Genomic DNA, 21,405 nt, shown 5'->3' on the forward strand with positions numbered 1-21,405 from the left:
GGGGAGGGGAGGGCCATGGCCGCTCCTCATCTCCCTCGAACGGCCCCAATCGTGCTCGCCGCTTCGTCATTGTGCGGTCAGCATCAATGCAGCGATCGGTACGGCGGATGAAGGCGTGGGGTCAAGTCGGATGCGAGGATGGCGCGTGGGGCGGAGCGGACTCGCGGGGGAGCGCGGCCCGTGTCGAAGGGGATGCGCGAGGGCGTAGGACTGGGTTCTGCTTGGAGTGCTCAATGACTCACGTCCGAGGAAGCAGCTGGAGACCCTGGGGGCGTCGCTGACAAAAAAATGTGCTGCGACTGTTGTGTGGGCTTGCGTTGTGGGTCGTTGGCAGGTGGCGGTAGAGTCTGGCCTTTCCCCCGCAACGGAGTTCATGAATGAATGTCTTCAAGCGTGTTGTCTGGGTTTGTGCCGCCGCGTCCCTTGCCGCCTGTGGTGGCCCCGAGGAGTCTCCCTCTCAGGTGTCGCTGGGCGAGCAGGAGTCCGCGCTGACCACGACCTCGTTTGGGGGCTGCACGTTCACCATCTCCTATACGACGGTCGCTCCGCCCTTCCCTCCGGTCTATGTCGTCAAGCTGACGCGTCAGGCTTCTGGGACGTGTCCGTATCCCGCGGCGACCGTCGACCTGGGGCAGTCCTACAACACGCCTGACCTCAACGTCCTGGGGACCGCCGTGGGACTGTCCGCGTCGTTCTCCACCAAGGGGGGCCTGAGTGGGAGCTCTCCCACGGTTTGCAGCGTCCGTCACATCGACCCGGCGACGCTGGCGACGATTCGGGACGCGTTCGTCGGGGCGAACTTTGGCAGGGGCAGCGTCTATGGCTGCCGCCTGGACCAGACGGATGCGGGCACCACGCTGGTGGCCTACGGGACGAAGACGGGCCTGCTTCCGGGGGAGCCGACGACGAGCACCCATTCCAACTGGGTGGCCACGTATTACAACTTCTTCACCAGCACCACGCCGGGCGTCTACTACACGTACTGAGTCAAGCCGGTGGACCGCGGAGGCTCTCTCCGCGGTCGCTGGCGCGTGAAGGATGACCGGGGATGAAGACCCTGGAGGACAGCGCCGCGACCCGTTCGACTCAGGTCAGCGCGTCGCCGTGAAGCGACGCACCACGCGGCACTCCGGGTCGCCCGCAACCGTGTTCACATGGTTGGCATTGAACGTCCCGGAGAAAGAGGCCGGCGCGTCGACACTCTCGGGGCCCTCCGCGAACTGGCCTTCGATGAGGTAGAGCAACTCGGTGGGAGGCCCCTCGCGGCGCTGGAGCTGCACAATGGCCCTCAGCACGATGTGTTTGGTGGTGCTCCCGTAATGCGAGCCCGTGAGCTGGAGTTCTCCCAGCGTCGCGGTGATGTCCACCTCGCTTCCCTTCTGGACCACGACGACCCGCTCGCCCTCCGGCAGCGACACCCCCAGCAGGCCGCAGTCGGCGCTCAACGGCGTGGCGTCCTGGAAGCGGAACACATAGGCGCCGCTGATGGCGCAGCCTGATTCACAGCGTTCGGGCCCGATGTCGTCGTCGTCCTTGTCGTCGCCACTGCCGCACCCCGGATTGCCCATGCCACTGCCCATGGTCAGCATCGCCGTCTCCAGCAACAACGGGACGCGCAGATACGTCACGGCGGTTGGACTCTTCTTTTCTCGAGACACTGCGTCACTCATGTCGGCTTCCCCGCCACTGCATTCCGGCCCAAAGACGATGTTTCTACTGCGTTCCGGGGCGCTGGAACAAATCCGAGATAGCCCTGTCAGCCCCGGTGACTCCACGCGGTTGAGCCCTCAATCCTCCTGGGGGCTCCGAGGTGGGGTGGAAGCACCCTGGGACTCGGGTGCGCCACGGGTCCTCCCGCATTCAACCAGCACCTTCGCGCGCGGTCCGAACGACCAGCTTCCCGGCATGCCTCCGTAATGCCTCTTGAAAAAACACCCCTCTCACGGGGCTCTTTCAGAGGAAATCCCATGTCTCGACGTGGAAGTCGCAGCCCCTGGCTGTTGTTGACGGCTGCCCTGGTGGCGGGTCCCTCCCTCGCGGGGGAGGTGACGAACGTGGTCGCCTCGGACCGCATTCCGCTCCCCGCGGAACGGGAGAGCAAGTATCGCAATCGTATCGCCCAGGAGCTTGGCGGCGGCGGCTGGCAGGTCTTCCTCGGCGACCTGCACAGCCACCCCCGAGGCCATTCGGAGAACGAGGACACGGAGCTCGACTTCACGCCCCAGATTCTGCGGAGCGAGGTACTCCAGTCCGCGTTCCGCCATGGCTATGACTTCTTCGGTACCAGCAACCACACCTCGTCCTGGGACGACGGCTATGACGGTGATGACCCCATCTCCCAGTTGAGCCCGGAGCTGGATGCGAACGGTCAGCCCGAGCTGCTCATCCTCACGGGCGTGGAGAGCCACGTCGGTCCCGACGACGGCACCGGCCCCTCCCATGACCACCACTTCAACAGCTTCAACCGGCACGTCCACGTCCACTCGGACGATGTCTGGGACATGCATCACGAAATCCTCAACAACTACTCGACCAATCCGCTGCTGAGCACCCACGTCCAGTTGAACCACCCCAGCGACAACGTCTGGTTCACGCTGCCCACCGAGCCGGACCGCCGCCGCAACGTCCGTGACGCCATCGAACTCACCGAGTTCAACGGGCTCCCCAGATACTTCGAGCTGCTGCGTCGAGGCTTCCGCGTCGCCCCGGTCTCCAACTCGGACTCGCACGCCACCACCCGCGAGCTGCTGGCCCATGAGTACCTGGACCGGAATCCCGACGGCTCCTTCGTCAGGCCCTTCATCGACGAGCCCGGCGTGCCCCGTGAGAAGCTCTACGGCGATGACTTCGCCCAGGGGCGCGGCGGTGTCGTGCTGCCACCCGGCACGCCGTTCAACTACAACAACTTCCTGACCGCGCTGCGCAACCGCTCGGTGTTTCGCACCGGGCTCGCGCCCGCCTCCGGCTTCTTCATGGTCAACGGGCGCCCCATGGGCTCCGAGTTCGAGCGCGCCGCCAACGAGCGGAGGCTGGACTTCACCGTGTGGGGCACGACCAAGGACGGCACCGGGTATGGTGGCAACGAGTGGACGAAGCTCCAGGTCTGGAACCCCTTCCAGCCCGGCGCGCCCCTCAAGGAAATCACCTACTCCGACCCGAACCTCATCAATGTGCGCGAGGCGTTCTCGCTGACGCCCTACGAGTCCATCTACGTCGTCACGCTCACCCAGAACTGGGGCAACTCCGAAGTCGTCATGGCCCCCATCTGGGTCACCAATCCCGTCAGCAAGCCGACCGTCTCCTTCGAGCACCCGGTGATCAACCGGCAGCTCGTGCCCATGCTGTTCATCAACGGCGGTGGTAACAGCCTCATCCTCCAGCGCGCGACCAACCCCTTGTCGCCTGACTGGAAGACCGTCGGGACCATCACCAACAACTATTACTACCCCATCGACTCCGCCACGCTGCCGACGACCTCGCTCTGGAGGGTGGTGGACCCCCACCAGCAGACCATCGTCTCCAACGCGACGACGCTGACCATCGCCAATGGCATCGAGGCCGAACTGCCCTGGGTCGGCACCACGACGCACGATGGCGTGAATGTCACCGTCCACTGGTCCCATCCGCAGGGTGTGGCGGTCGACTACTTCGCTTCGCGAGACAACGGCGCGACCTGGACCAAGGTGGGCGAGGACGTCGTGGCGAACACGAACAGGTACTGGAACTTCTACACGGGCGGCTGGGGCAACTCGAACGTGCTGCTCAAGGTGGTGGACAAGAACGACTCGGGCCGCTTCGGCATCGCGGGGCCTTTCTTCGTCGACGCCACCGTCGAGCACAAGATTCCCGCGACGTCCAGCAACGCCACCATCAACGCCATCGCGGCCTACACGGTGACGGATGACAACACGGGCTCCTGCTGGTGGACGAGCAACGGGAACGAGCAGTCGGTGTACATCGACCTGGGACAGGTGCACCTGGTCAAGCGGATGGAGGTCCTCTTCGGCAGCGCGAATCCGCCGAGCTGGTACATGGGCATCAGCCTCAACGGGAGCAGTTGGGTGATTCAGGACGGCAGCTCGCTGTCGTATGCGTCCGGTCAGACGCTCATCAGGGATTACAGCCAGCGCTCGGGCGGAGGGTTGAACACGCGCTACGTGCGGTTCTACGCGTCGGGCACCTTCCCCGGCATCACCCAGTTCTCCCAGATTTGTGACGTCCGCTTCTACCGGTAGGCACGACGCCCCAGTCCTCGGGGCTGTGTGACGGGCCACTTCATGACGCGAGGACGGAGCGAAAGCCTCGGCTCCCGCTCCGTCCTCACGGACTCACACCCGCGCGCCCGGCGTCACAGCTCCGTGCTGGCGTGCAGCGCCGTCACGCCCGGCTCCACGGGCTGCCGCCAGGTGGCGCGGTAGGTGCCCCCCGCGAAGTCCCACGTCACGCTCCAGGTCTGGACGGGGAAGGGCCCCTGGTGGGGCGTGGCGCCGCTCCAGAACGAGCGTGTGCCCGACGCGTAGGACAAGCCCAGGTCCGTCGACTCCCCGAAGCCGGGCCCCGTCATCAGCCCACAGCCCTTCGCGTCGCACCGCAGGCTGCCAGACGGGTAGGGGCGGCTGACATTCGTCGCTTCCTTCAACCACTCCGTTCCAGTCCACCGCCACCAACTCAGGTCCGTGTGCATCCGGATCCCGCTCGGGGACACGGCCAGCAAGCCCTGGCCGTCCCCTGACGACGCCACGGTGTTCTCGTTGGACCAGGCGACACCGTTGTGCACCATGTAGCGGAACTCATGGCTGAGGGGCGCCATCACCATCACCGCGCTGTCCGTGGCCACGATGTCGTAGATGCCGGTCCGCAGCACCGGCTCCACCCTCGGCTGCCAGACGCCCGAGGTGTGCATGCGCAGGATGTTCAGCTCGCGGTCCTCCCGCTTCGTCGACAACGCGAAGGAGGCTCCCGAGGGAATCAACTGGGTGTTTCTCCAACGCAGTATCGTCGACGTGCGCTCGGCGGCGAGCTGAGGCGTGCTCCACGTCGTCCCGTCCACGCTCTGCGCAGAGCGAATCTCCCACTCGCCCCACGCCGCCATGAAGCCACTGGCTCCGTGCACCAGGACCAGGTCGGGGGCCGTAGCCGTCACGCTGTCCAGCTTGACCGGCGTCCCCATCCCCCCTGCGGCGTAGGACACCGCCCAGATGTCCACCTTGCCCGCCGTGGTGGCCGGCTGGAGGTATGCGACGACCACCCTGTCGCCATCCACGGCCACCCGGACGTTGGAGCCCACGGGCCCCAGACGCACGGGCTGGTGCCACACCTCCCCGTCGTACTCCGCGAGGAAGAGGCTCCACACGCCCCCATCGAACTGCTCCCACGCGGCGGCTCCTTGCCCGTCCGGCGCGAAGTGGACCACCGCCTCCCGCACGCCACCGACGAGCGGCGGCGTCACCATCTGCCTCGCCGCGCCCCACTGGCCACCTCCCTGATAGCCACGCACGGAGAGCTGCCCCGGCGCCACATAGGACACACTCACCTGGTCCCCCACCCGATGCGGCACCACGGGAGTGCTCTCCGCGCCTCGAAGCTGGACGCTCGGCTGCCACCCCTGCGACGTGAGCGCGGTCCCCCAGACTTCATGCTGGGACGACGTCGGGCCGTTCTTCTTCATCAGGACCAGCAGCTCATTGCCCACCGCGCGCGTCTCGAGCACCGCGTGCATCCCTGTCGCGACAACACTCCTCGTCACCGACGTCCACGAGCCCCCCACTTGCGTGATGGAGTGCAGCCCCGAAGGGCTGCCCGACAACAACCCGACGTAGTTGCCCTGGTACGAAACCACCGCCACGGGGAGGAGCAGAGGCCCGCTGTCCGGCAGCCGCACGAGGGACTGCCACTCACCATTGACGCGAACCGACGCGGTGAGTTCATCCGAGCGGATGAAGAGCGCCGTGACGGTGCTGCCATCCGAGGCGATGCGCAGATTGCGCGCCTGACTGGAGGTGATGAACTCGGCGGGCCCCCACGCCCGGGTGGTCCGATTGAAGAGCGAGAACCACGTCCCCTCCGAGGTGGTCCACGCCCGGCCAAAGCTGTCTCCCACGAGGGTGTACTGCTCCTCCACGGACGAGGAGACGACGCTGGAATGCACCCACTGCACACCATCGAAAATCGTCGTGACGTCCTCGAAGGAGTCCGGCCCGGATATCAACATCACGGCCCCCGCGTTCGAGACGAGGGTGGGGGACGTCCCCAGGTTCTTCCGGGTCACCTCCAACCACTGCGCCCCGGAGCGCACACGGAAGGACCTCGAAACGGAGTCATAGGCATAGAGGTTGTCGCCGAAGCCGAAGAGGTGGCCACGGATGCCAGGCGTCACCGGGGTGAAGGCCGTTCCATCGAAGAGCGCCACCGCATCGTCGTTGGGCGATGGGGTCGACCACCCCACGATGAACCGCTGGTCCCACGCGGCCGCCTGCGGCGACTCCTTCATCGAGCGCCCCTCGCCCACCAGGATGGACGCTCCGAAGCCAGAGCCTCGGTTGAGCGAGGCGCGGACCTGGACGCCCGTGCCCGTGTTCTCGTTCCACACGGCCAGCGTCCCCAGCGGCCCGGTGGCGAACACGGCCGGGCCCGGCTGGCCAGGACTGCCCGCGCTCACCCTCACCCCCGGAGCCACCGTGCGGAAGGTGTACGTGAAGGGCGAAGCGAGGCTCGCCCCCTGAGGCGTGCGCACGTCCCGCACGGTCACCGTGTAGTTCGTCGCCGGCGCGAAGGGCGACAACTGACGGAACGCCACCGTGTTCGTCGATGACTCGTAGTTGGCCACCCCCGTGACACCCGCGACGCTGACCGTCTCCGGGGTGATGGAGTCCCGGTCCAGCGGCCGGTCGAAGCGCACGCGCAGCGGGCCACTCAGCGGCACGAAGCGCGTGTCCGGAGCAGGCGTCGCGTCGAGGACCTGTGGAGGGGAGGGGGGCAGCTCCGTGACGAAGCCAAAACCCTCGAACGGCACCAGCCGGTTACCGACGATATCCTCCACGGAGCGGGCGTGCCCCCGGTAGCGCGTCTGGTACTTCAATGGCTGGGCAGGAGTGAAGACCCCCTGGAGCCGCGCGTCGTCGTAGCGCAGGGCGCCCGGGACGAGGCCGACCACCTGGGTGCCATCCGCGTTCAGCTCCTCCAGGTAGAGACGGTCCGGCGTGATGCTCGCGGGCCGGAGCGGCTCGCTGAACGTGACGATGATGGGGGCGTTGCGCACGGCGACTCCCACCGAGGTTGCCTCCGGCAGGGTTGCCTGCACGCGAGGCGAGGTGGTGTCTCTCGACGACGCCACCACGAACGTGAGCGTGTACGGCTGAACGAGGGGATTGCCCGCCAGGTCCTTCGCCTTCGTGGAGAGCGTGCCCGTGACACGTGCGCCCGGCGCGGGCTGGGGGCTCACCCGGAAGTACAGCGACCGGCTCGCGGCTTCATAGGAGTACGTCCCGGAGAGTGGCGACGCGGGGTTCGGACCCAGCAACTGCTCGAACTGGAGCGACTCGGCCGTGAGGGTGCGCGGGTCCATGGCCTCGTTGAACGTGAGGACGTACACCGGCCAGGTCGACGGCACGTCCGTCACTCCGAGGGGGGGCTTCGTGGCCGTCACGCTCGGCGGCGACGAGTCCGACTCCAACCCCACCGTGAAGATGGAGTGATGGGGCACGCTCAGCGACTTGCCCGTCACCGAGCGCAGCAGCGAGGAGACCACCGCCGTCACCAACGCGTCGGCGGTGAACGGACGCGCCGGGGTGAAGGTCAGCGTGCGGGTGGTGGCGTCATGAGTCAGGGTGCCCTGGAGCGAGACCCCGTTCTCCGACACCGTGAGGACATGCTCGTTCACCGTGCTGACGTCGAGCGCCTCCGTGAAGCCCACGATGACCCGCGCGTTGCGAGGGACCGCCTCCGCGTCCAACGCGGGCAACACGTAGTCGATGAAGCCCAGGCTCTCCGAAGGCTGCGAGCCACCGTCTCCAGTCCCACCGTCCCCCGTGGGGCTGGAGCCACCATCGGAGCCTCCCGCGTCGGGATCGCCCGAGGCGTCCGGCGGGTCATTGTCGTTCGGCGTGTTGTCCTTGCAGGCAGGGGTGAACACCATGAGGCCCAGGACAACCAGGGCCCATCTCATCCAGGAGGGTTTCAATGTCATAGGGGGGATGTCGCGGGCCGAACGGCTTGTGCGGCGCTTTCCGTTCCCGCGACTCGGGTGACGACGACAGGACCACGAAGCAGCAAGAGGGACCACGCGTCGACGGAGCCCCTGTACCGACAGGGGTCATGCGCGCCCGGATAGGCGAGGGCACCTGCAACCAGGTGACAGGCGCTCGCCACACCGCACCGATGTACCGCGACCCTCTGACGTTCCCCTTGGAGTGACCTCCAGATCCCGGCCAGTCGGCGACGCACGTGTCATCGCGGTCCTGCGCCTGATGCCCTGACGGGTTGGGGCGACACCTCGCGGCACTGAATGCGGCCGCATTCCACGCTACCGCCGTTCGTGGCACTCGACTTCGGTGAACTCGTAGTGATTGGTCCTGACGCCCCAGTTTCTGCGGATGCCATTGCAATCACATCGCCGATCTCCCGCGAGGGTCGTCATGCCAGGCGGGCGTGTCCATCCCAGGAGTCTGGGAGATGCTGTCCGGCCCGTGCGGGGATGGACAAGAGTGCTCCGGCTCTATCTTGGCGACCGAGAATAGACGGCCTTTCCTCCGAGGTGGCGCACGGTTCGGCGGCCCCCATCCGCGCCCCGCCTCGGCTCCTCCGCCTCAGCCAAGTGTGTCCTGGTGCGCGGCGCTCCGACGTCCCATGGAGTTGCCATGGCTTGACATGTGCTCCGTGTGCCAGTGTTTTTGCTTTCCGCCGCGTCTTCCTTCAGGAAGGAGGGGCCCACGCCGTTGGCCCATCCATCCCACCTGCTGTCTGGAGGAACGACCATGACACCCCTGCTACGAAGCATCTGGCGTCGTCTGCCCATTCTGATGTTCGCGCTGGGCTGCGGTGGAGCACTCCCCGAGCCAATAGAGGAGGGCGCCCCGGGTATGCGGGCGGAGTCCTTCCAGCCGGCGAATGTCTCCCTTTCAGGCGCGCTGCTCGATGACCACGGAGACACTCCGGCCACCGCGACGCACCTCCCCGCCTCCTCTGCCAGCTTCGGAGGCACGCTGGAGAGCTCCCTCGACCGGGATGTCTTCGCCTTCCAGTCGGGGGCCCGGCACTTCTACCGCTTCCACTGCACCTTTCCGGAGCCGCTCGTGGGTTGGGGGCTCGAGCTCATCGATTCCGCGGGCAGGCGTCTGGATTGGGTCCCTGTCTGGATTTCGTCCGGGCGCAGCCTCTACTTCAAGACCCACTCGGCGCAGACCACCTACCTGAGGATGTACGCCGTCCATGAGGAGCTGTCGGGCTCCTACAGTTGCGTGCTCGAGGACGTGGGGCAGGATGACCACGGTGACACCGTGGAAACGGCCACGCCTTGGCTCCCGAGCACCCAGGCCACGGGCGTCATGGAGCTGCGCACGGACATGGATGTGTTCACCGTGTCTTTGTCGCACGGGGCCTTCCATGGCGTCACCTGCACGTCCCAGAACCCGGCCGTGTCCTGCAAGGTGAAGGTCCTCTCTCCCACGGGTTCGTCCACGGGGGATCCCACGGGCACGGTCTCCTTCAATGCGACGCATGACGGAATCTACCGGGTGGAGGTGACGTCGGTCTTCGCGCAGGACCTCATCGTCCAGGCGGCCTATACGCTCCAGTTCGCGACCCTGGGCACGGACGACCACGGGGATGCGCGGGAGTACGCCACTCCGGTGACGCCGTCGTCCGTGCCTTTCACGGGGCAGCTCTCCGGTGGACTGGACCGGGATGTCTTCTCCTTCACCACCCAGGTGGGACACATCTACCTCTTCAGTTGCGAGGTCGTCCCTGGGTACAGCGTGGGGCCGCACCTGATGCTCACGAATGGCACGGGGCAGATGGTGGATGGCCACACGTACGTCGAGAACCAGCCGACGCGTGTCTCGGTGGATGCGGCCGCTGTCGCCGAGTACTTCGTGGAGGTGGGCTTCGGGGCCTACGTGGGCCCCTATTCCTGTCGCCTGGAAGACCTGGGCTCAGACGACCACGGGGACACCCTCGTGGATGCGACCGAAGTGCTGCTTCCCTCCCTGCTCACGGGACACATGGAGACGCGCCTCGACGTGGATGTCTTCTCCTTCTCCGTGCGTGCCGGGCACCACTACTCCCTTCAGCAGATGGGAGGCACCGGCAACGCGGGCGCAGTGAGGCTGAAGAACGCGCAGGGGGCGGTGCTCCATACCCTGTCCGGTGGCTTCACCTTCCTGTCGTCCGAGGAGGCGGTCTACTTCCTGGAGGTGGATGTCGCGCCGTTCGGGCGTGCGGGCACCTTCTCCATCTGGGCCCGTGACCTGGGACCCGATGACCACGGGGACACACCCGCGACAGCCACGCCGCTCGAACCGGGCCTGCCTGTCTCTGGCGCGTGCTACGTGAGCACGGACGTGGACGTGTTCACCTTCTCCATGGAGGCCAATGCCCTCTATCGGGTGAGCTGCACCGGATGCGACCCGAAGCTCGAGTCACCGGCCGGGCCGCTTCGCACGCTCAAGACGACCCAGGGCACCACCATCAGCTACCACCTGGACGCCGACGCAACGGCTCCGGTCTACGTCGTCGTCCGGGCGGGGCTCTACCAGCTCACGCTGGAGTACCTGGGCACGGACGACCATGGGGATGACCTGGTCCATGCGACGCCCATCACCTATCCGCTGCTGCTGCCCGCGGTGCTGGACTCCGCGTTCGACGTGGACGTGTTCTCGCTGAGCCTGCTTGCCGGGCAGCCGCGTCGCGTGAAGGCCACGGCCGGTTTCGGGACGGTGGTGAGTGTGGTGGCCCCGGATGGAACGGCGGTGCCCAGGAGCTTCGCGGGGGACTTCACTCCCACCCAATCGGGCCTCCACCACCTCCGGGTCCGGCCTGACATTGCGTCCGGGAGCTTCACGTACGGCCCCTACTCACTCATCCTGGACTGAGCACGCCGCCGCGTTCCCTTGCGCGTCTGGCGCCTCAGCCCAGCGAGGCGGGAGGCCCCGGTCTTCAACAGCCCGCGGGGTCATTTCAGCAGCAAGTTCCGACTTCGCGTGGGTGTCTCGAATCCCGAGACTTGAGACGGATTAAGCATCCAAGGTTGTCGCTGAGGGTTTGGGGTGGGGGCGCGCTATGAAACCTGGCGCGCGGCCCCGGCGGGAAGCCCTCGCCGGGCGGCGCATTCCCCCGCAGTCAAAGAGACGAGCATCCATGTTCAAGCAGGCAGCAGTCCTCGCGATGACCGGTGTCGCATTGCTGGTCGGTTGCGGCGGTATGGAGCCGCGAATGGAGAACGAGGAGATCATCTCCAACCTCATCGAGGCCGGCTATCCGGCCAAGGACATCCAGGTCATCAACGAGGCTGTTTTCGTGGGCGGCGACACGCGTGTGACGCTCCAGGCCTCCCGAGAGATGCTTCAGGCCCCCCCGGGGAGCGCCGAGCACTACAGAACGACCAACGTCGTCGGCCCCTCAGTGACGAAGATCTGCCTCAACCCATCGGACTCGTTCAACGAGCATCCCAAGTTGAAGCTGGGGCTCAACATGGCCATCGAAAACTACAACGCGCTGGGTCTGCGGTTCACCTTCGAGCGCGGCCCGACCACCGGCTGCTCCGCGAACATCGACATGGTGACCACGACCGAGGACCATAGCTGGACGTTCTTCCCTGCGCTCGGTCTCCCCCACGGGACCATCTACATGACTGTCTTGCTGGCCAACTACGAGCTCGACATCAACGAGCACACCATCACCCACGAGATTGGCCACGCCATCGGGTTGCGCCACACGGACTACTACAACAGCGCCATCAGTTGCCCGAGCGGCTACAACGAGGGCGATATGGGCGTGGGCGCCATCCTCATCCCGGGGTCGCCGGAAGCCGCCGTTTGGGACGGGTCCGTCATGAACGCCTGCCCCAACTTCGGCAGTACCGGCGAGTTCACCCAGGCCGACGAGGCCGCGCTGAAAGCCCTCTACGGCCCGAGCGAGCTCCCGAACTGCTCGAACGTCGACCTCACGGTCTTCCGAGGGCAGACGGGGGCACAGGGTCGCTGCACCTGCTCCCCGGGGGCCTCAGGCACTGTCTGGGGAACGAATCTCTACACCGATGACTCGAATATCTGCACCGCCGCGGTGCACGCGGGTGTCATCTCCACCAGCGGTGGGACGGTGGTCGTCGAAATCCAGCCGGGCCAGAGCACCTACGTGGGAACCACTCGCAACGGCGTCACCACGAACTCCTACGGCGCCTGGGCGGGGAGCTTCCGCCTCATCGGCGCTCAGGTGCCGCAGACTCCGCCGATCTGCTCCAGCTTCAACTTCCTGTCCTACCGCGGGCAGAACGGGACGCAAATCCGGTGCAACTGCCCGACGGCGAGCCTCGGAGCGGCGATCTGGGGGACGGACCTCTACACCGATGACTCGGATGTCTGCACGGCGTCCGTGCACGCGGGTGTGATTGCCTCCAGCGGCGGACAGGTGACTGTCACCATCCAGCCGGCCCAGGGTGGCTACGCGGGCACCACCCGCAATGGCGTGACCTCGTACTCCTACGGTTACTGGGCGGGGAGCATCTCCCTCAGCCCGTAATCGCCCCGTTGGCAATGGGCGGCCCGGACAGAAGTGCTCCGGGCCGCCGGTTTCGCTTCAACGCACCCAATGACAGACCCCGGATAGCCACGCGGGTATGCGCCATCCGGGTCACTTCGAGCCGCGCCCGGGGCGCAGGCGCACGACGATACGCTGTGCCCGAGGGAAGTGAACGGACACACCGCTGCCGAGCGCGGTGCGGGAGAGCGCCGCGCTGAAGGGTAGGGGGCTAAGGGGTGGGGCCCTTACTGCCAGAAGTCTGGCTGCTGTCCATGATGTCGGCGACACGCAGGGCCCACAACTCGCGGCCACGCCCCCCGTCGTTGGCGGCGAAGTAGACCAGGGTGCCCGCGCGAGTGAGCGACGTCGGAGTGGAGGAGGCGTCACCCGGTGCCAGGTCCGTCAAGCGCACCGTTCCCGCGGCGCTCCCGTCCGTCATCCACAACTCCATTCCGGTTTCCCCATCCGACGCGGAGAACAACAGCCGCCCCTCGGCCAACGGAAGCAGGTTCGAGACGAGCGCGCCATTGTTGTAGGACTGCGTCGCCAATCCCCCATTCGGACCGGGTCGGAGGTCCACCAGGATATCCGTGCCCGCGGCAGTCCCATCGCTCTTCCACAACTCGTAGCCGTGAGCATCGTCACGCAGGCCGAAGTAGAGCGCGCCGCCCATCGTGGCGAAGTACGTCGACTCGGAGTAGGAGCGCACCGGAAGGTCCTTCACCTTGACGGTGCCCGCGCTGGTGCCATCGCTCTTCCAGAGCTCGGTCGTGGTGTAGTCGGACACGAAGAAGAAGAGCGTCCCCGACATGTTCCTGAAGTTGGTCAACGCGCCGCCGGTTGCCGGCAAGAAGGTCGCCACCTTGACGGTGCCCGTGCTGGTGCCATCGCTCTTCCAGAGTTGGTTGTACGCGCCGGTTCCATCCTGGGCGCGGAAGAACAGCGTCCCATTCACGTCGGTGAGGTTGGACGGGGAGGAGCTGTTCACGCCCGGCCAGATGTCCTTCACCCGCGTCGAGCCCGAGTAGGTGCCATCCGTCTTGTACAGCTCGGTCCCCAGGCTCGTGCCGTCATCGGCGGTGAAGAAGAGCGTCCCGTTGGAGACCACCATCTGGTCCGGGGTCCTGAGCCCGCGACCGGCGGTGTCACTCGTCTGGGTGGTGTAGGAGCCGTCCGTCATCCGCAAGGTGTCGCCGTAGCTGGTGTCATTGGCGCGGAAGTACAGCCAGTTCTTGTACGACACCAATCGGGGCGAGGTGACGGTGAGCGAGCTGGCCACGGGGATGGCGCCAGCGGTGCCCGAGGAGGTGGGACTCCGCATCAGCCTCGCGGGCGAGCTGCCTCCAATCGAATTGGTGGTGGTGATGTAGAAGATGCTCGAGCCATGCAGGGTGAAGGAGGACAGGGTCGGGCTGCAGCTCCCCGTGCAGATGTCCCAATACCTGCGGGTGCCCGTGGCGGTGCCATTGCTCTCCCACAGCTCCGCCCCATGGCTCCCTTCATTGGCGGTGAAGAACACGCGGCCGTTCGACACGACGAGATTCGCGGGGGAGGACTCGCTCACGGGCCCGAAGAGGTCTTTCACCTGGGTGGTGCCAGCGGCCGTGCCATCGCTGCGCCACAGCTCGGTGTTCGAGACGCCGTCGTTGGCTCCGAAGTAGAGGACGCCGTCCAGGATGCCGAAGTAGCTCGTCGCCAGGGTTGAAAAGGCGCCAAGCGAGGTGCCCGGGTTGATGTCCTTCACGACGCGGGTGCCCGCTGCGGTCAGGTCACTCACCCAGAGCTCCGTGTAGACGCTTGAGCCCGTGCTCGCCTCCCGGGCGGAAAAGTAGACCGAGCCGCCCAAGACGTTGACGTTGTTCAGGTTCGAGGGCGCGGTGAGGAGTCGCTGGGTGCCCGCCTGGGTGCCGTCGCTCTGCCACAGGGCATAGGTAGCGGTCGAGTCGTAGGCGGTGAAGAACAGACTGTCTCCCACCACATTGATGTTGTTGATGTTGGAGGTGGCGCTGCCAGGAAAGACATCCACGGCCAGCAAGGTCCCGGCGGTGGTGCCATCGCTCTTCCACAGCTCGTATCCTGAGGCGGTGTCGGAGGCCGGGAAGTACATCAGCCCGTTGAAGAGCAGGGGGGCGCCCACGGTCCTGAATTCCTTCACCTTGACCGTCCCCGCGGCCGTCCCATTGGACTTGAAGAGACTCCGCTGGCTGGGAGCATCCGAGGCGATGAAGTAGAGCATGTCGTTGTACACGGTGAGTTCAGCTGGCGCGGAGCCGTTGGTGCCCGGGTAGAGGTCCATCCGCATGGCCGTGCCGGCGGCGGTGCCGTCCGTCGCCCACAACTCGGCCCCCACCCCGGAGGTGGCCCTGAAATAGACCGTGCCGTTGAAGGCGAGGAAGCCACTCGGGTAGGAGTCGCCGGTGCCCGGGTTGATATCCACGAGCATCTTCGTGCCGACGGCGGTGCCATCACTCGTCCACAGTTCGTTTCCCGAGGCGGGGTCGTAGATGCTGAAGTAGAGCGTCCCGTTGATGGGGGTGAGTTTTGGACTGAAGTTGTTGATGTTGATTACCTTGAGCATCTGCGTTCCGGCGACAGTGCCATCGCTGCGCCACAGCCCCAGGGCTCCGTGGGAATTCGAGGCGAAGAAATAGAGCGCCTCGTTCATGACCGTCAGACCGCGCGGGTTTGAGCCGCATGGGCCCGAGCAGAGGTCCGCGACCAGCGCGGTGCCAGCGGAGGTGCCGTCGGTCCTCCAGAGCTCCTCGCCCGAGGTGTGGCTGTCGGCGGCGAAGTAGAGCGCCCCACCGAGCGCGACGAAGTGCTTCGGATTGGAGCCGACGTTGGCCGGAGTCGAGGTGTTGATGTCCTTGACCAGGAAGGCGGGTCCTTCGTCCAGCGCCTCCCTGAGGGGACCTGGTTCCTGCTTGGGAGCCCACGGCTCCGTTGCCTCCGGGCCGCAGCCCGCGCCCAAGGTGAGCAGTGTGAGTAGGAAAAGACCTCTCACTCCGGATGCAGGAGTGGAACATACGGACGCGGAACGTCCGCCTTGCTTCTGGATATTCATGTTGGAGAACCCCTCACTGAGGCGTTGGATGAAACCGCACCGGACTGACATGTCTGGAAGGGAATTCTGACGCGAGACGCATGGCCTTGTTTTGGGTGAAGGCCACGTATCGGTGCTCTCCCGGAACATCGGACCGATAGAAGCCCATGGTGCTGTCCTGCTCGTGAGCGGACGGGTAAGAGCACCTCTTGGAGAGGTCGGCTCAAGGGGGTGTGGTCCCTGTGGCACGTGAACGGACACACCGCCGCCGAGCGCTGCGCGGGAGTTCGCGGCGCGGAAGGGTGGGGCGCTGACTGCCAGAAGTCTGGCTGCGGCGGCCCTGGTGCCGGTGCAAGAGGCGGCACATCCACGGGCCGCTTCAAGTGCTCGAGCACCTGCCTGACCGTGGGCGAGTGGGCGAGGTCGCCTCCACCCGGTCAGCGCGTCTTGCCCGAGCGCTCAAGGATGAGGCGCTGCGTCTCGTTGCCCTCGGAGCCACCGTCCCGCTCCAGGATGTAGTCGAAGAGCGAGTCTTCCCCCACCGTCACGGGCGAGCCTGCTTTCAGTTCCGGCACGGCCTCCGGCTCGCTGTTCAACACGCCATGGAGCACGCTGCCCTCCCACCGCGTGACGTGGACCCACATCCACTCGATGCCCCCGTCATGGGTGGTGAAGCGGGCCTTCACGAGCAGCTTCGACTCCAGCTCCAGACCCTCCTGGAAGCGCGGCTTGATTCGCGTGAGCAGGGCCTCCACGGCGCGGCGGCTCGCGGCCAGCAGCTCCGGGTCCTCATCGACATGGACAATCTCGGATTGCGTGCCGAAGACCTCGGCGATGGCGGCATAGGGGCGCTCCGAGGGGTTGTCGCCAGGCCGAGCCTTGAAGATGATTTCCACCAGCCGGTTCTCACCTTCCACGTCGCTCGGGTCCACGGGGAGCAGGCCAATCAAGGTGCGCCGGGGCGCCTCGGGCGGCACCTGCTCCAGCAGGGCCTCGCGATAGGAGGCGAGCCTCAGTGCGTCCACGGTGATGGGGAAGACCCCATCCTCGCGGATGGCGGTGCCTTCGACCATGAGCTGGGCGACGAGGTTCATGAACGTGCCCACCGTGTGCGCGAGCGGCGCCGGGACCTGCTGCACTCCCAGGTCCGGGAGGCCGAAGGTGCCCAGGCCCGCGGTCATGAGCCGTGCGGTGCCGTCCCATTCCGAGTAGACACGCGTGTTGAAGTGGCGTGGCAGCATCGGCTCGCCGCCGTCCCAGCCTTCGAGCCGGCGCTCGTGCCAGCCCTCCACGGAGAAGAACTCCCCGGCATGCTCGTCCCACACCAGCCCGCCGCTGGCGCGGGCCAGCTCCAATGCCAACGCATGTGCCTGCCGCACCGCCTCGAAAGCCGGGGGCTCGGTGGTGAACTCCAGGACGGTGATGCGCTCGGAGGCCGCGAGCTGCGCCTGCTCCTGGGGCGAGAGGCCGCGCGCGGCGATTTCAAGCATCCCCTGCTCGGGAAGAGGATGGTCCTTCAGGGCGCGCTCCGAGACGCGCACGGTGGGCAGGGGCGCTGCCCCCGGGCCCTCCCCAGCGAGCCGCAGCACGGTGAAGCGCTCGCGCACCAGTTCCTCCACCTTCGGGAGGACTGGGATGCCGGGCTTCGGCGTGTGGACGACGGCGAAGCGAAACGTGGCGCGCGGGGAGAAGAGCGGGCCTGGGGGTAGCGGTGGGGGAATCGGCCGGAGAGTCGCCGCCCGGGTGGCACAGCCCGAGAGCGCGAGCGCACAGAGCACCGCGCCCCAGAACCCCACGAAACCCAACCGCCTGGCGGTCACACCGCGCATGCTCATCCTCACGCCCTGTTCGAAGAAGGTAGGTGACGGCAACCTAGCACCCGGAGGCGACAGTCGGCCGTTCCGGTCCCAGCTTCGTCATGGCGTCGTCGTCACCGTCGGGATGCGGGTGCGTCTTGCTGGCCTGCTAGGATTCGCGGGGCCTCCCATCCGCACTGAACACCCGACGAACCTTTGAGTGAGGTCAGCACGCATGTTCAAGGACAGCGCCGCTTCAGGACTCGGGTCTGAGTACCGCCCGCTCGACTCTCCCCAGCTCGAGAATCCCCACCCGTTCCTCGCGCGTGCACGGCGGGAGGAGCCGGTGTTTTTCAGCCCGGCGCTGGGAGCGTGGGTGGTGACGCGCCATGCGGACATCAGCGCAGTGGTCGCCGATGCCGAGCGCTTCTCGTCCGCCGAGTCCATCACCGTGGGCGCCGCGACGACGCCTCCGGAGGTGGTTGCCGCGCTGATGGACGGCTACCCTCTGGTCCCCAGCCTCGTCGACAATGATCCGCCAGCGCATTCGCGCTTCCGGAGCCTCGTCAGCAAGGCCTTCACCGGGCGGCGCCTCGCGGAGAAGGAACCCTTCATCCGCGCCCTCGTGGACGAACTCATCGACTCCTTCCGGAAGGAAGGGAAGGCGGACCTGTTCCTGCGGTTCGCCCATCCACTGTCGTGCAGCATCATCGCGGAGATTCTCGGAATCCCTCGCGCGGACATCCACAGGTTCCGGCGCTGGTCCGACGAGCTGACCACGGTCCTCGCGGCGCATGGCCCCATTGAGCACCAGGTCGCATGCGCGCGAGGCGTGGTCGACTTCCAGCGCTACCTCGCCGCGGCGCTCGAGGAACGCAAGACGTCTCCCCGGGATGACCTGATGAGCGACATCGTCACCGGGTCACAGGGGATGACGCCGCCCATGAGCATGGCGGAGCTCGTGAGCATGCTGATGCAGGTGCACTTCGCGGGGCACGAGACGACCGCGGGCCTCATCGTGGGAGCGGTGGAGTTGCTGCTGGAGCATCCGGAGCAGCTGCGGGCCCTTCGGGACGACCCGGGCCTCATCGCGGGCGCGGTCGAGGAGGCGGTGCGGATGACCTCTCCCGTGCATGCCATGTTCCATACCGCGCTGGAGGCGGTGGAGCTTGGGGGCGTTTCCATTCCCAAGGGAGCCCACATCCGCATCGTCTACGCGTCGGCCAATCGCGACGAGGCCCGGTTCCACGAGCCGGAGCGCTTCGATGTCCGGCGGCCTGACGTCAAGAAGCACCTCGCCTTCGGGCAGGGCCTCCATTTCTGCATCGGCGCGCCGCTCGCGCGGCTGGAGGCACGCCTGGCGCTGGAGGCCCTTCTGCGGAGTCTCCCGGGGCTCCGGCTGGTGCCAGGGCAGGCGCCGGGCTTCTTGAGGAGCGTCACCGTCAGGCGCCACGAGAGCCTCGAGGTCGAGTGGGAGGTCCACGCGCCCCAGGCTCGCTGACGACAGCGTTGAGCGGCACGCCTGAATCACCTTCAGCGGAACCGCCCTCATTGCGAGGTGGCTCCCGTAGGTGTGCCCGCAGGTCGTGCCAGCCGATTTGCCCCTGCTCGCGGGTGATGCCCGCCACCCGGAGCGCACGTCGAAGCGGCGCCTCCATCTTCCCGTCAGTGAGCTGCCGGCCGTCTTCTTGGCAGAACACGAAGCGATCGCGCAGGTGCCGGTGCGACTTGAGCGCCTCCACCACCGAACGGGGCAGGTCGACCGTCCGCTCGCGTCCACCCTTAGAACCTCGAACTAAAGTCAGGATGGAGGCGCCGAAGGAGCATGAGGCAACATACCGCCGGGGCCGCAAGCGCAAGGCCAGGCAGGATGGGCGCGAGCTGCGGCGCTACAAGTCGTCGAGGACGGTCAGGCGACCGGGCTGAACAACCTCAAGCGGCGTCAGGGCCGCGGCTTCACGCCCCAGACGCCCACCTTGCCGTCGTCCATGCCCCAGCTCACGAAGCGTCCGTCGGGCGAGAAGTTCGCGGTGCTTCCCTCCTGGTCGTCCAGGTCCGAATAGGAGAAGACGCTGCGTCCCTCACGAACGTCGATGACCTCGAACGCGCTCGTGTCCGGACCAGCCGCCAGCAAGGTGCCCTCCCGATTGAACTCGAACTGCAGGGCCCCGGAGGCCGGGGCCCTGATGATCCGAGTGGTTTCAAGTCCGGGAAGGTCCAGGAACAACAACTGGCCAGCGGAATTCGCGGCGACCAGCGACGCTCCGGACGGCGTGAACGCCACGGTCCAGAGCTCCTGTGAGTCGAACGTGCGGGCCCCCACGAGCTTACCGGTCCGCGCATCCCAGAGGCGAACCGAGCCACGTGTCGTGGCGCCGTCCTGCTCCTCGGCGACGCCCACAGCCGCGAACCGGCCATCCGGCGACAATGCGCAGCCGTAGAGGAAGGCCGGGTCCTCCAGCCGCCACATGAGCCAGTCGCGCTCCATGTTCCAGAGTAGGACGCGTCCCTGGCTGGCCGTGACCAGAAGGCGCGTGCCGTCCGACGACAGGCACCCACGGGCGACGGACCCACCAAGCTCCACCGAGGACAACAGCTTGCCGTCGGTGACGGACCAGGTCTGGAGGGTGCCGCGCCTCGTCACGGACAGAAGCCGCTGGGAGTCGGGCAGGAACCACGCGCCCACGCATTGGGAGACGGGGTGCGCGACAAGCGGAGCCGACTCTTCCGAGTGCAGGTCCCACCAACGCAGCGGCGTACCGCCCCGATTCTGGACCGACAACAGATAGCGCGACGACGCATCCCAGGCCAACCGCTGCCACCGCGAGGACGTCGACCGTTCCGGCGGCCCCAGCATTCGCAGCAGGGACAAGTGCCTCGCGGTGTCAGGGGTCAGCGGAAGGGAGGGCATGAGCATGGTGAGGATCCGGGGAGCGCGCATAGCCGCTCTGCGGCGGGCTTGAAGGGCTTTCAGGGCCTCAATGGTCAGGTGAAAATCGGCCAAAGGGAGAGGACCGAGACAGGAGGACTCCTACCCCGCGGACTCGGAGGTACGCAACTCCAAGGCCCCCTTGGTGCGCCATCTGTCACTTCTGGTTCCAGGACTTCGCTCTCTCTGAGTCACCGTGAGGAGTCGAAAATCCAGTCGGGGATGGAGCAGACGAACCAGGTCAGCCCCAGCGCCAGTCGCAACCCCAACACGAGGGAGAGCGCCAACGCGGCCAGTTGGAAGGGGCGCGCTTGACGCTCCAGCTCGAAACAAACCTCCTCGAAGGGAATGGCCTGTTGAAACGTCTGCCAATTCCCATCCATGAGCACCAGGTCGGAGGACTTGAGGTCGCCCCGTCGCAGCATCGCCTCGAGCTGCACGACATCCGTACCAGAGGCTTCCCGGTCACGTCGAAACGCGAAAGGACCGGCTCGGCGTGACACGCTCACCGGGTTCTCCTCTTGAGGTGCGCTATGGGACGACCTGTTAGAGGGAGCCACGCCGTTGCGGGTCCTCACGTAGCACTGGAGCCTGTCGAAGGAGCGTCTGGGGCGTTTCCGCTGGGTGGTGGAGCGCCCATTGGCCTGGAAGAATCAGCTCGGCCGTGTCCGTGTTCGAGATGAGCGCAGGGACGACGTCCATTTCGGATTCCTCGTCCTGAGCCGTTGCCTTATGCTCCTTCGCCGCCTCTATCCTGACTTTTGTTGGAGGTTCTTAGTACTACCCGGTCACTTGAATCGAGGTGGCGGTCATGATCTACGGTCGGGATGACACCGGCACAGCTGCGCAAGCTGGATGAGGCGCTGAGCGCCTACCTCGATGAGATGGTGGTCGGCATGGGACGG

Annotated in this window: 12 protein-coding genes and 1 pseudogene; 5 read left to right on the forward strand and 8 right to left on the reverse strand. The window is 66.5% G+C overall.

Translation table 11 applies throughout. From position 1 onward, the window contains the following. Positions 1 to 377: 377 nt before the first annotated feature. Positions 378 to 986 carry a hypothetical protein gene (locus FJV41_RS34840; protein ID WP_141646913.1) on the forward strand — a complete coding sequence of 203 codons (609 nt, stop codon included), beginning with the start codon at positions 378 to 380 and terminating at the stop codon, positions 984 to 986. Between the two features lie 105 nt (positions 987 to 1,091). Here the strand turns inward: FJV41_RS34840 and FJV41_RS34845 are convergent, their stop codons facing one another. Next, positions 1,092 to 1,670, reverse strand: coding sequence for a hypothetical protein (locus FJV41_RS34845; protein ID WP_141646914.1), 579 nt, complete (start codon positions 1,668 to 1,670; stop codon positions 1,092 to 1,094). A 297-nt stretch (positions 1,671 to 1,967) separates the two neighbouring features. Here FJV41_RS34845 and FJV41_RS34850 point away from each other — a divergent pair, with 297 nt between their 5' ends. Continuing rightward, the gene (locus FJV41_RS34850) at positions 1,968 to 4,235 is read left to right on the forward strand and encodes a galactose-binding domain-containing protein (protein WP_141646915.1); all 2,268 of its coding nucleotides are present in this window, start codon (positions 1,968 to 1,970) and stop codon (positions 4,233 to 4,235) included. 113 nt (positions 4,236 to 4,348) lie between these two features. On the opposite strand, the gene FJV41_RS34855 is transcribed toward FJV41_RS34850, so the two are convergent. Together FJV41_RS34855 and FJV41_RS55015 are read right to left on the reverse strand one after the other, a co-directional pair. Further along, positions 4,349 to 8,164 (reverse strand): Ig-like domain-containing domain, encoded by a 3,816-nt coding sequence (locus FJV41_RS34855; protein ID WP_181791137.1) that lies wholly within the window; start codon positions 8,162 to 8,164, stop codon positions 4,349 to 4,351. Positions 8,165 to 8,521: 357 nt separating this feature from the next. Beyond that, positions 8,522 to 8,635, reverse strand: a complete 114-nt coding sequence (locus tag FJV41_RS55015) for a DUF6289 family protein (RefSeq protein ID WP_220137926.1) — start codon at positions 8,633 to 8,635, stop codon at positions 8,522 to 8,524. A gap of 337 nt (positions 8,636 to 8,972) precedes the next feature. Here FJV41_RS55015 and FJV41_RS34860 point away from each other — a divergent pair, with 337 nt between their 5' ends. Beyond that, positions 8,973 to 11,087 carry a hypothetical protein gene (locus FJV41_RS34860; RefSeq protein WP_141646917.1) on the forward strand — a complete coding sequence of 705 codons (2,115 nt, stop codon included), beginning with the start codon at positions 8,973 to 8,975 and terminating at the stop codon, positions 11,085 to 11,087. A 340-nt stretch (positions 11,088 to 11,427) separates the two neighbouring features. After that, positions 11,428 to 12,732, forward strand: a complete 1,305-nt coding sequence (locus FJV41_RS54870) for a M57 family metalloprotease (protein ID WP_306440922.1) — start codon at positions 11,428 to 11,430, stop codon at positions 12,730 to 12,732. Between the two features lie 229 nt (positions 12,733 to 12,961). Here FJV41_RS54870 and FJV41_RS34870 read toward each other — a convergent pair whose 3' ends face one another. Both FJV41_RS34870 and FJV41_RS34875 read right to left on the reverse strand, forming a co-directional pair. Beyond that, the gene (locus FJV41_RS34870) at positions 12,962 to 15,736 is read right to left on the reverse strand and encodes an ELWxxDGT repeat protein (RefSeq protein ID WP_181791139.1); all 2,775 of its coding nucleotides are present in this window, start codon (positions 15,734 to 15,736) and stop codon (positions 12,962 to 12,964) included. Between the two features lie 476 nt (positions 15,737 to 16,212). Further along, positions 16,213 to 17,604, reverse strand: a complete 1,392-nt coding sequence (locus tag FJV41_RS34875) for a DUF2314 domain-containing protein (protein WP_181791141.1) — start codon at positions 17,602 to 17,604, stop codon at positions 16,213 to 16,215. A gap of 202 nt (positions 17,605 to 17,806) precedes the next feature. Between FJV41_RS34875 and FJV41_RS34880 the strand changes: the two genes are divergently transcribed. Then, positions 17,807 to 19,072 (forward strand): cytochrome P450, encoded by a 1,266-nt coding sequence (locus FJV41_RS34880; protein WP_141646921.1) that lies wholly within the window; start codon positions 17,807 to 17,809, stop codon positions 19,070 to 19,072. 21 nt (positions 19,073 to 19,093) lie between these two features. On the opposite strand, the pseudogene FJV41_RS34885 reads toward FJV41_RS34880, so the two are convergent. The 3 genes and pseudogenes from FJV41_RS34885 to FJV41_RS34895 all read right to left on the reverse strand — a co-directional run. Then, positions 19,094 to 19,355, reverse strand: a pseudogene (locus FJV41_RS34885) (tyrosine-type recombinase/integrase); the annotation flags it as partial. Between the two features lie 158 nt (positions 19,356 to 19,513). Beyond that, positions 19,514 to 20,488, reverse strand: coding sequence for a WD40 repeat domain-containing protein (locus tag FJV41_RS34890; RefSeq protein ID WP_141646922.1), 975 nt, complete (start codon positions 20,486 to 20,488; stop codon positions 19,514 to 19,516). A gap of 203 nt (positions 20,489 to 20,691) precedes the next feature. Next, positions 20,692 to 21,009, reverse strand: coding sequence for a hypothetical protein (locus tag FJV41_RS34895; protein WP_141646923.1), 318 nt, complete (start codon positions 21,007 to 21,009; stop codon positions 20,692 to 20,694). Positions 21,010 to 21,405: the final 396 nt, after the last annotated feature.

This window comes from Myxococcus llanfairpwllgwyngyllgogerychwyrndrobwllllantysiliogogogochensis, from assembly GCF_006636215.1.
GTDB lineage: Bacteria > Myxococcota > Myxococcia > Myxococcales > Myxococcaceae > Myxococcus > Myxococcus llanfairpwllgwyngyllgogerychwyrndrobwllllantysiliogogogochensis.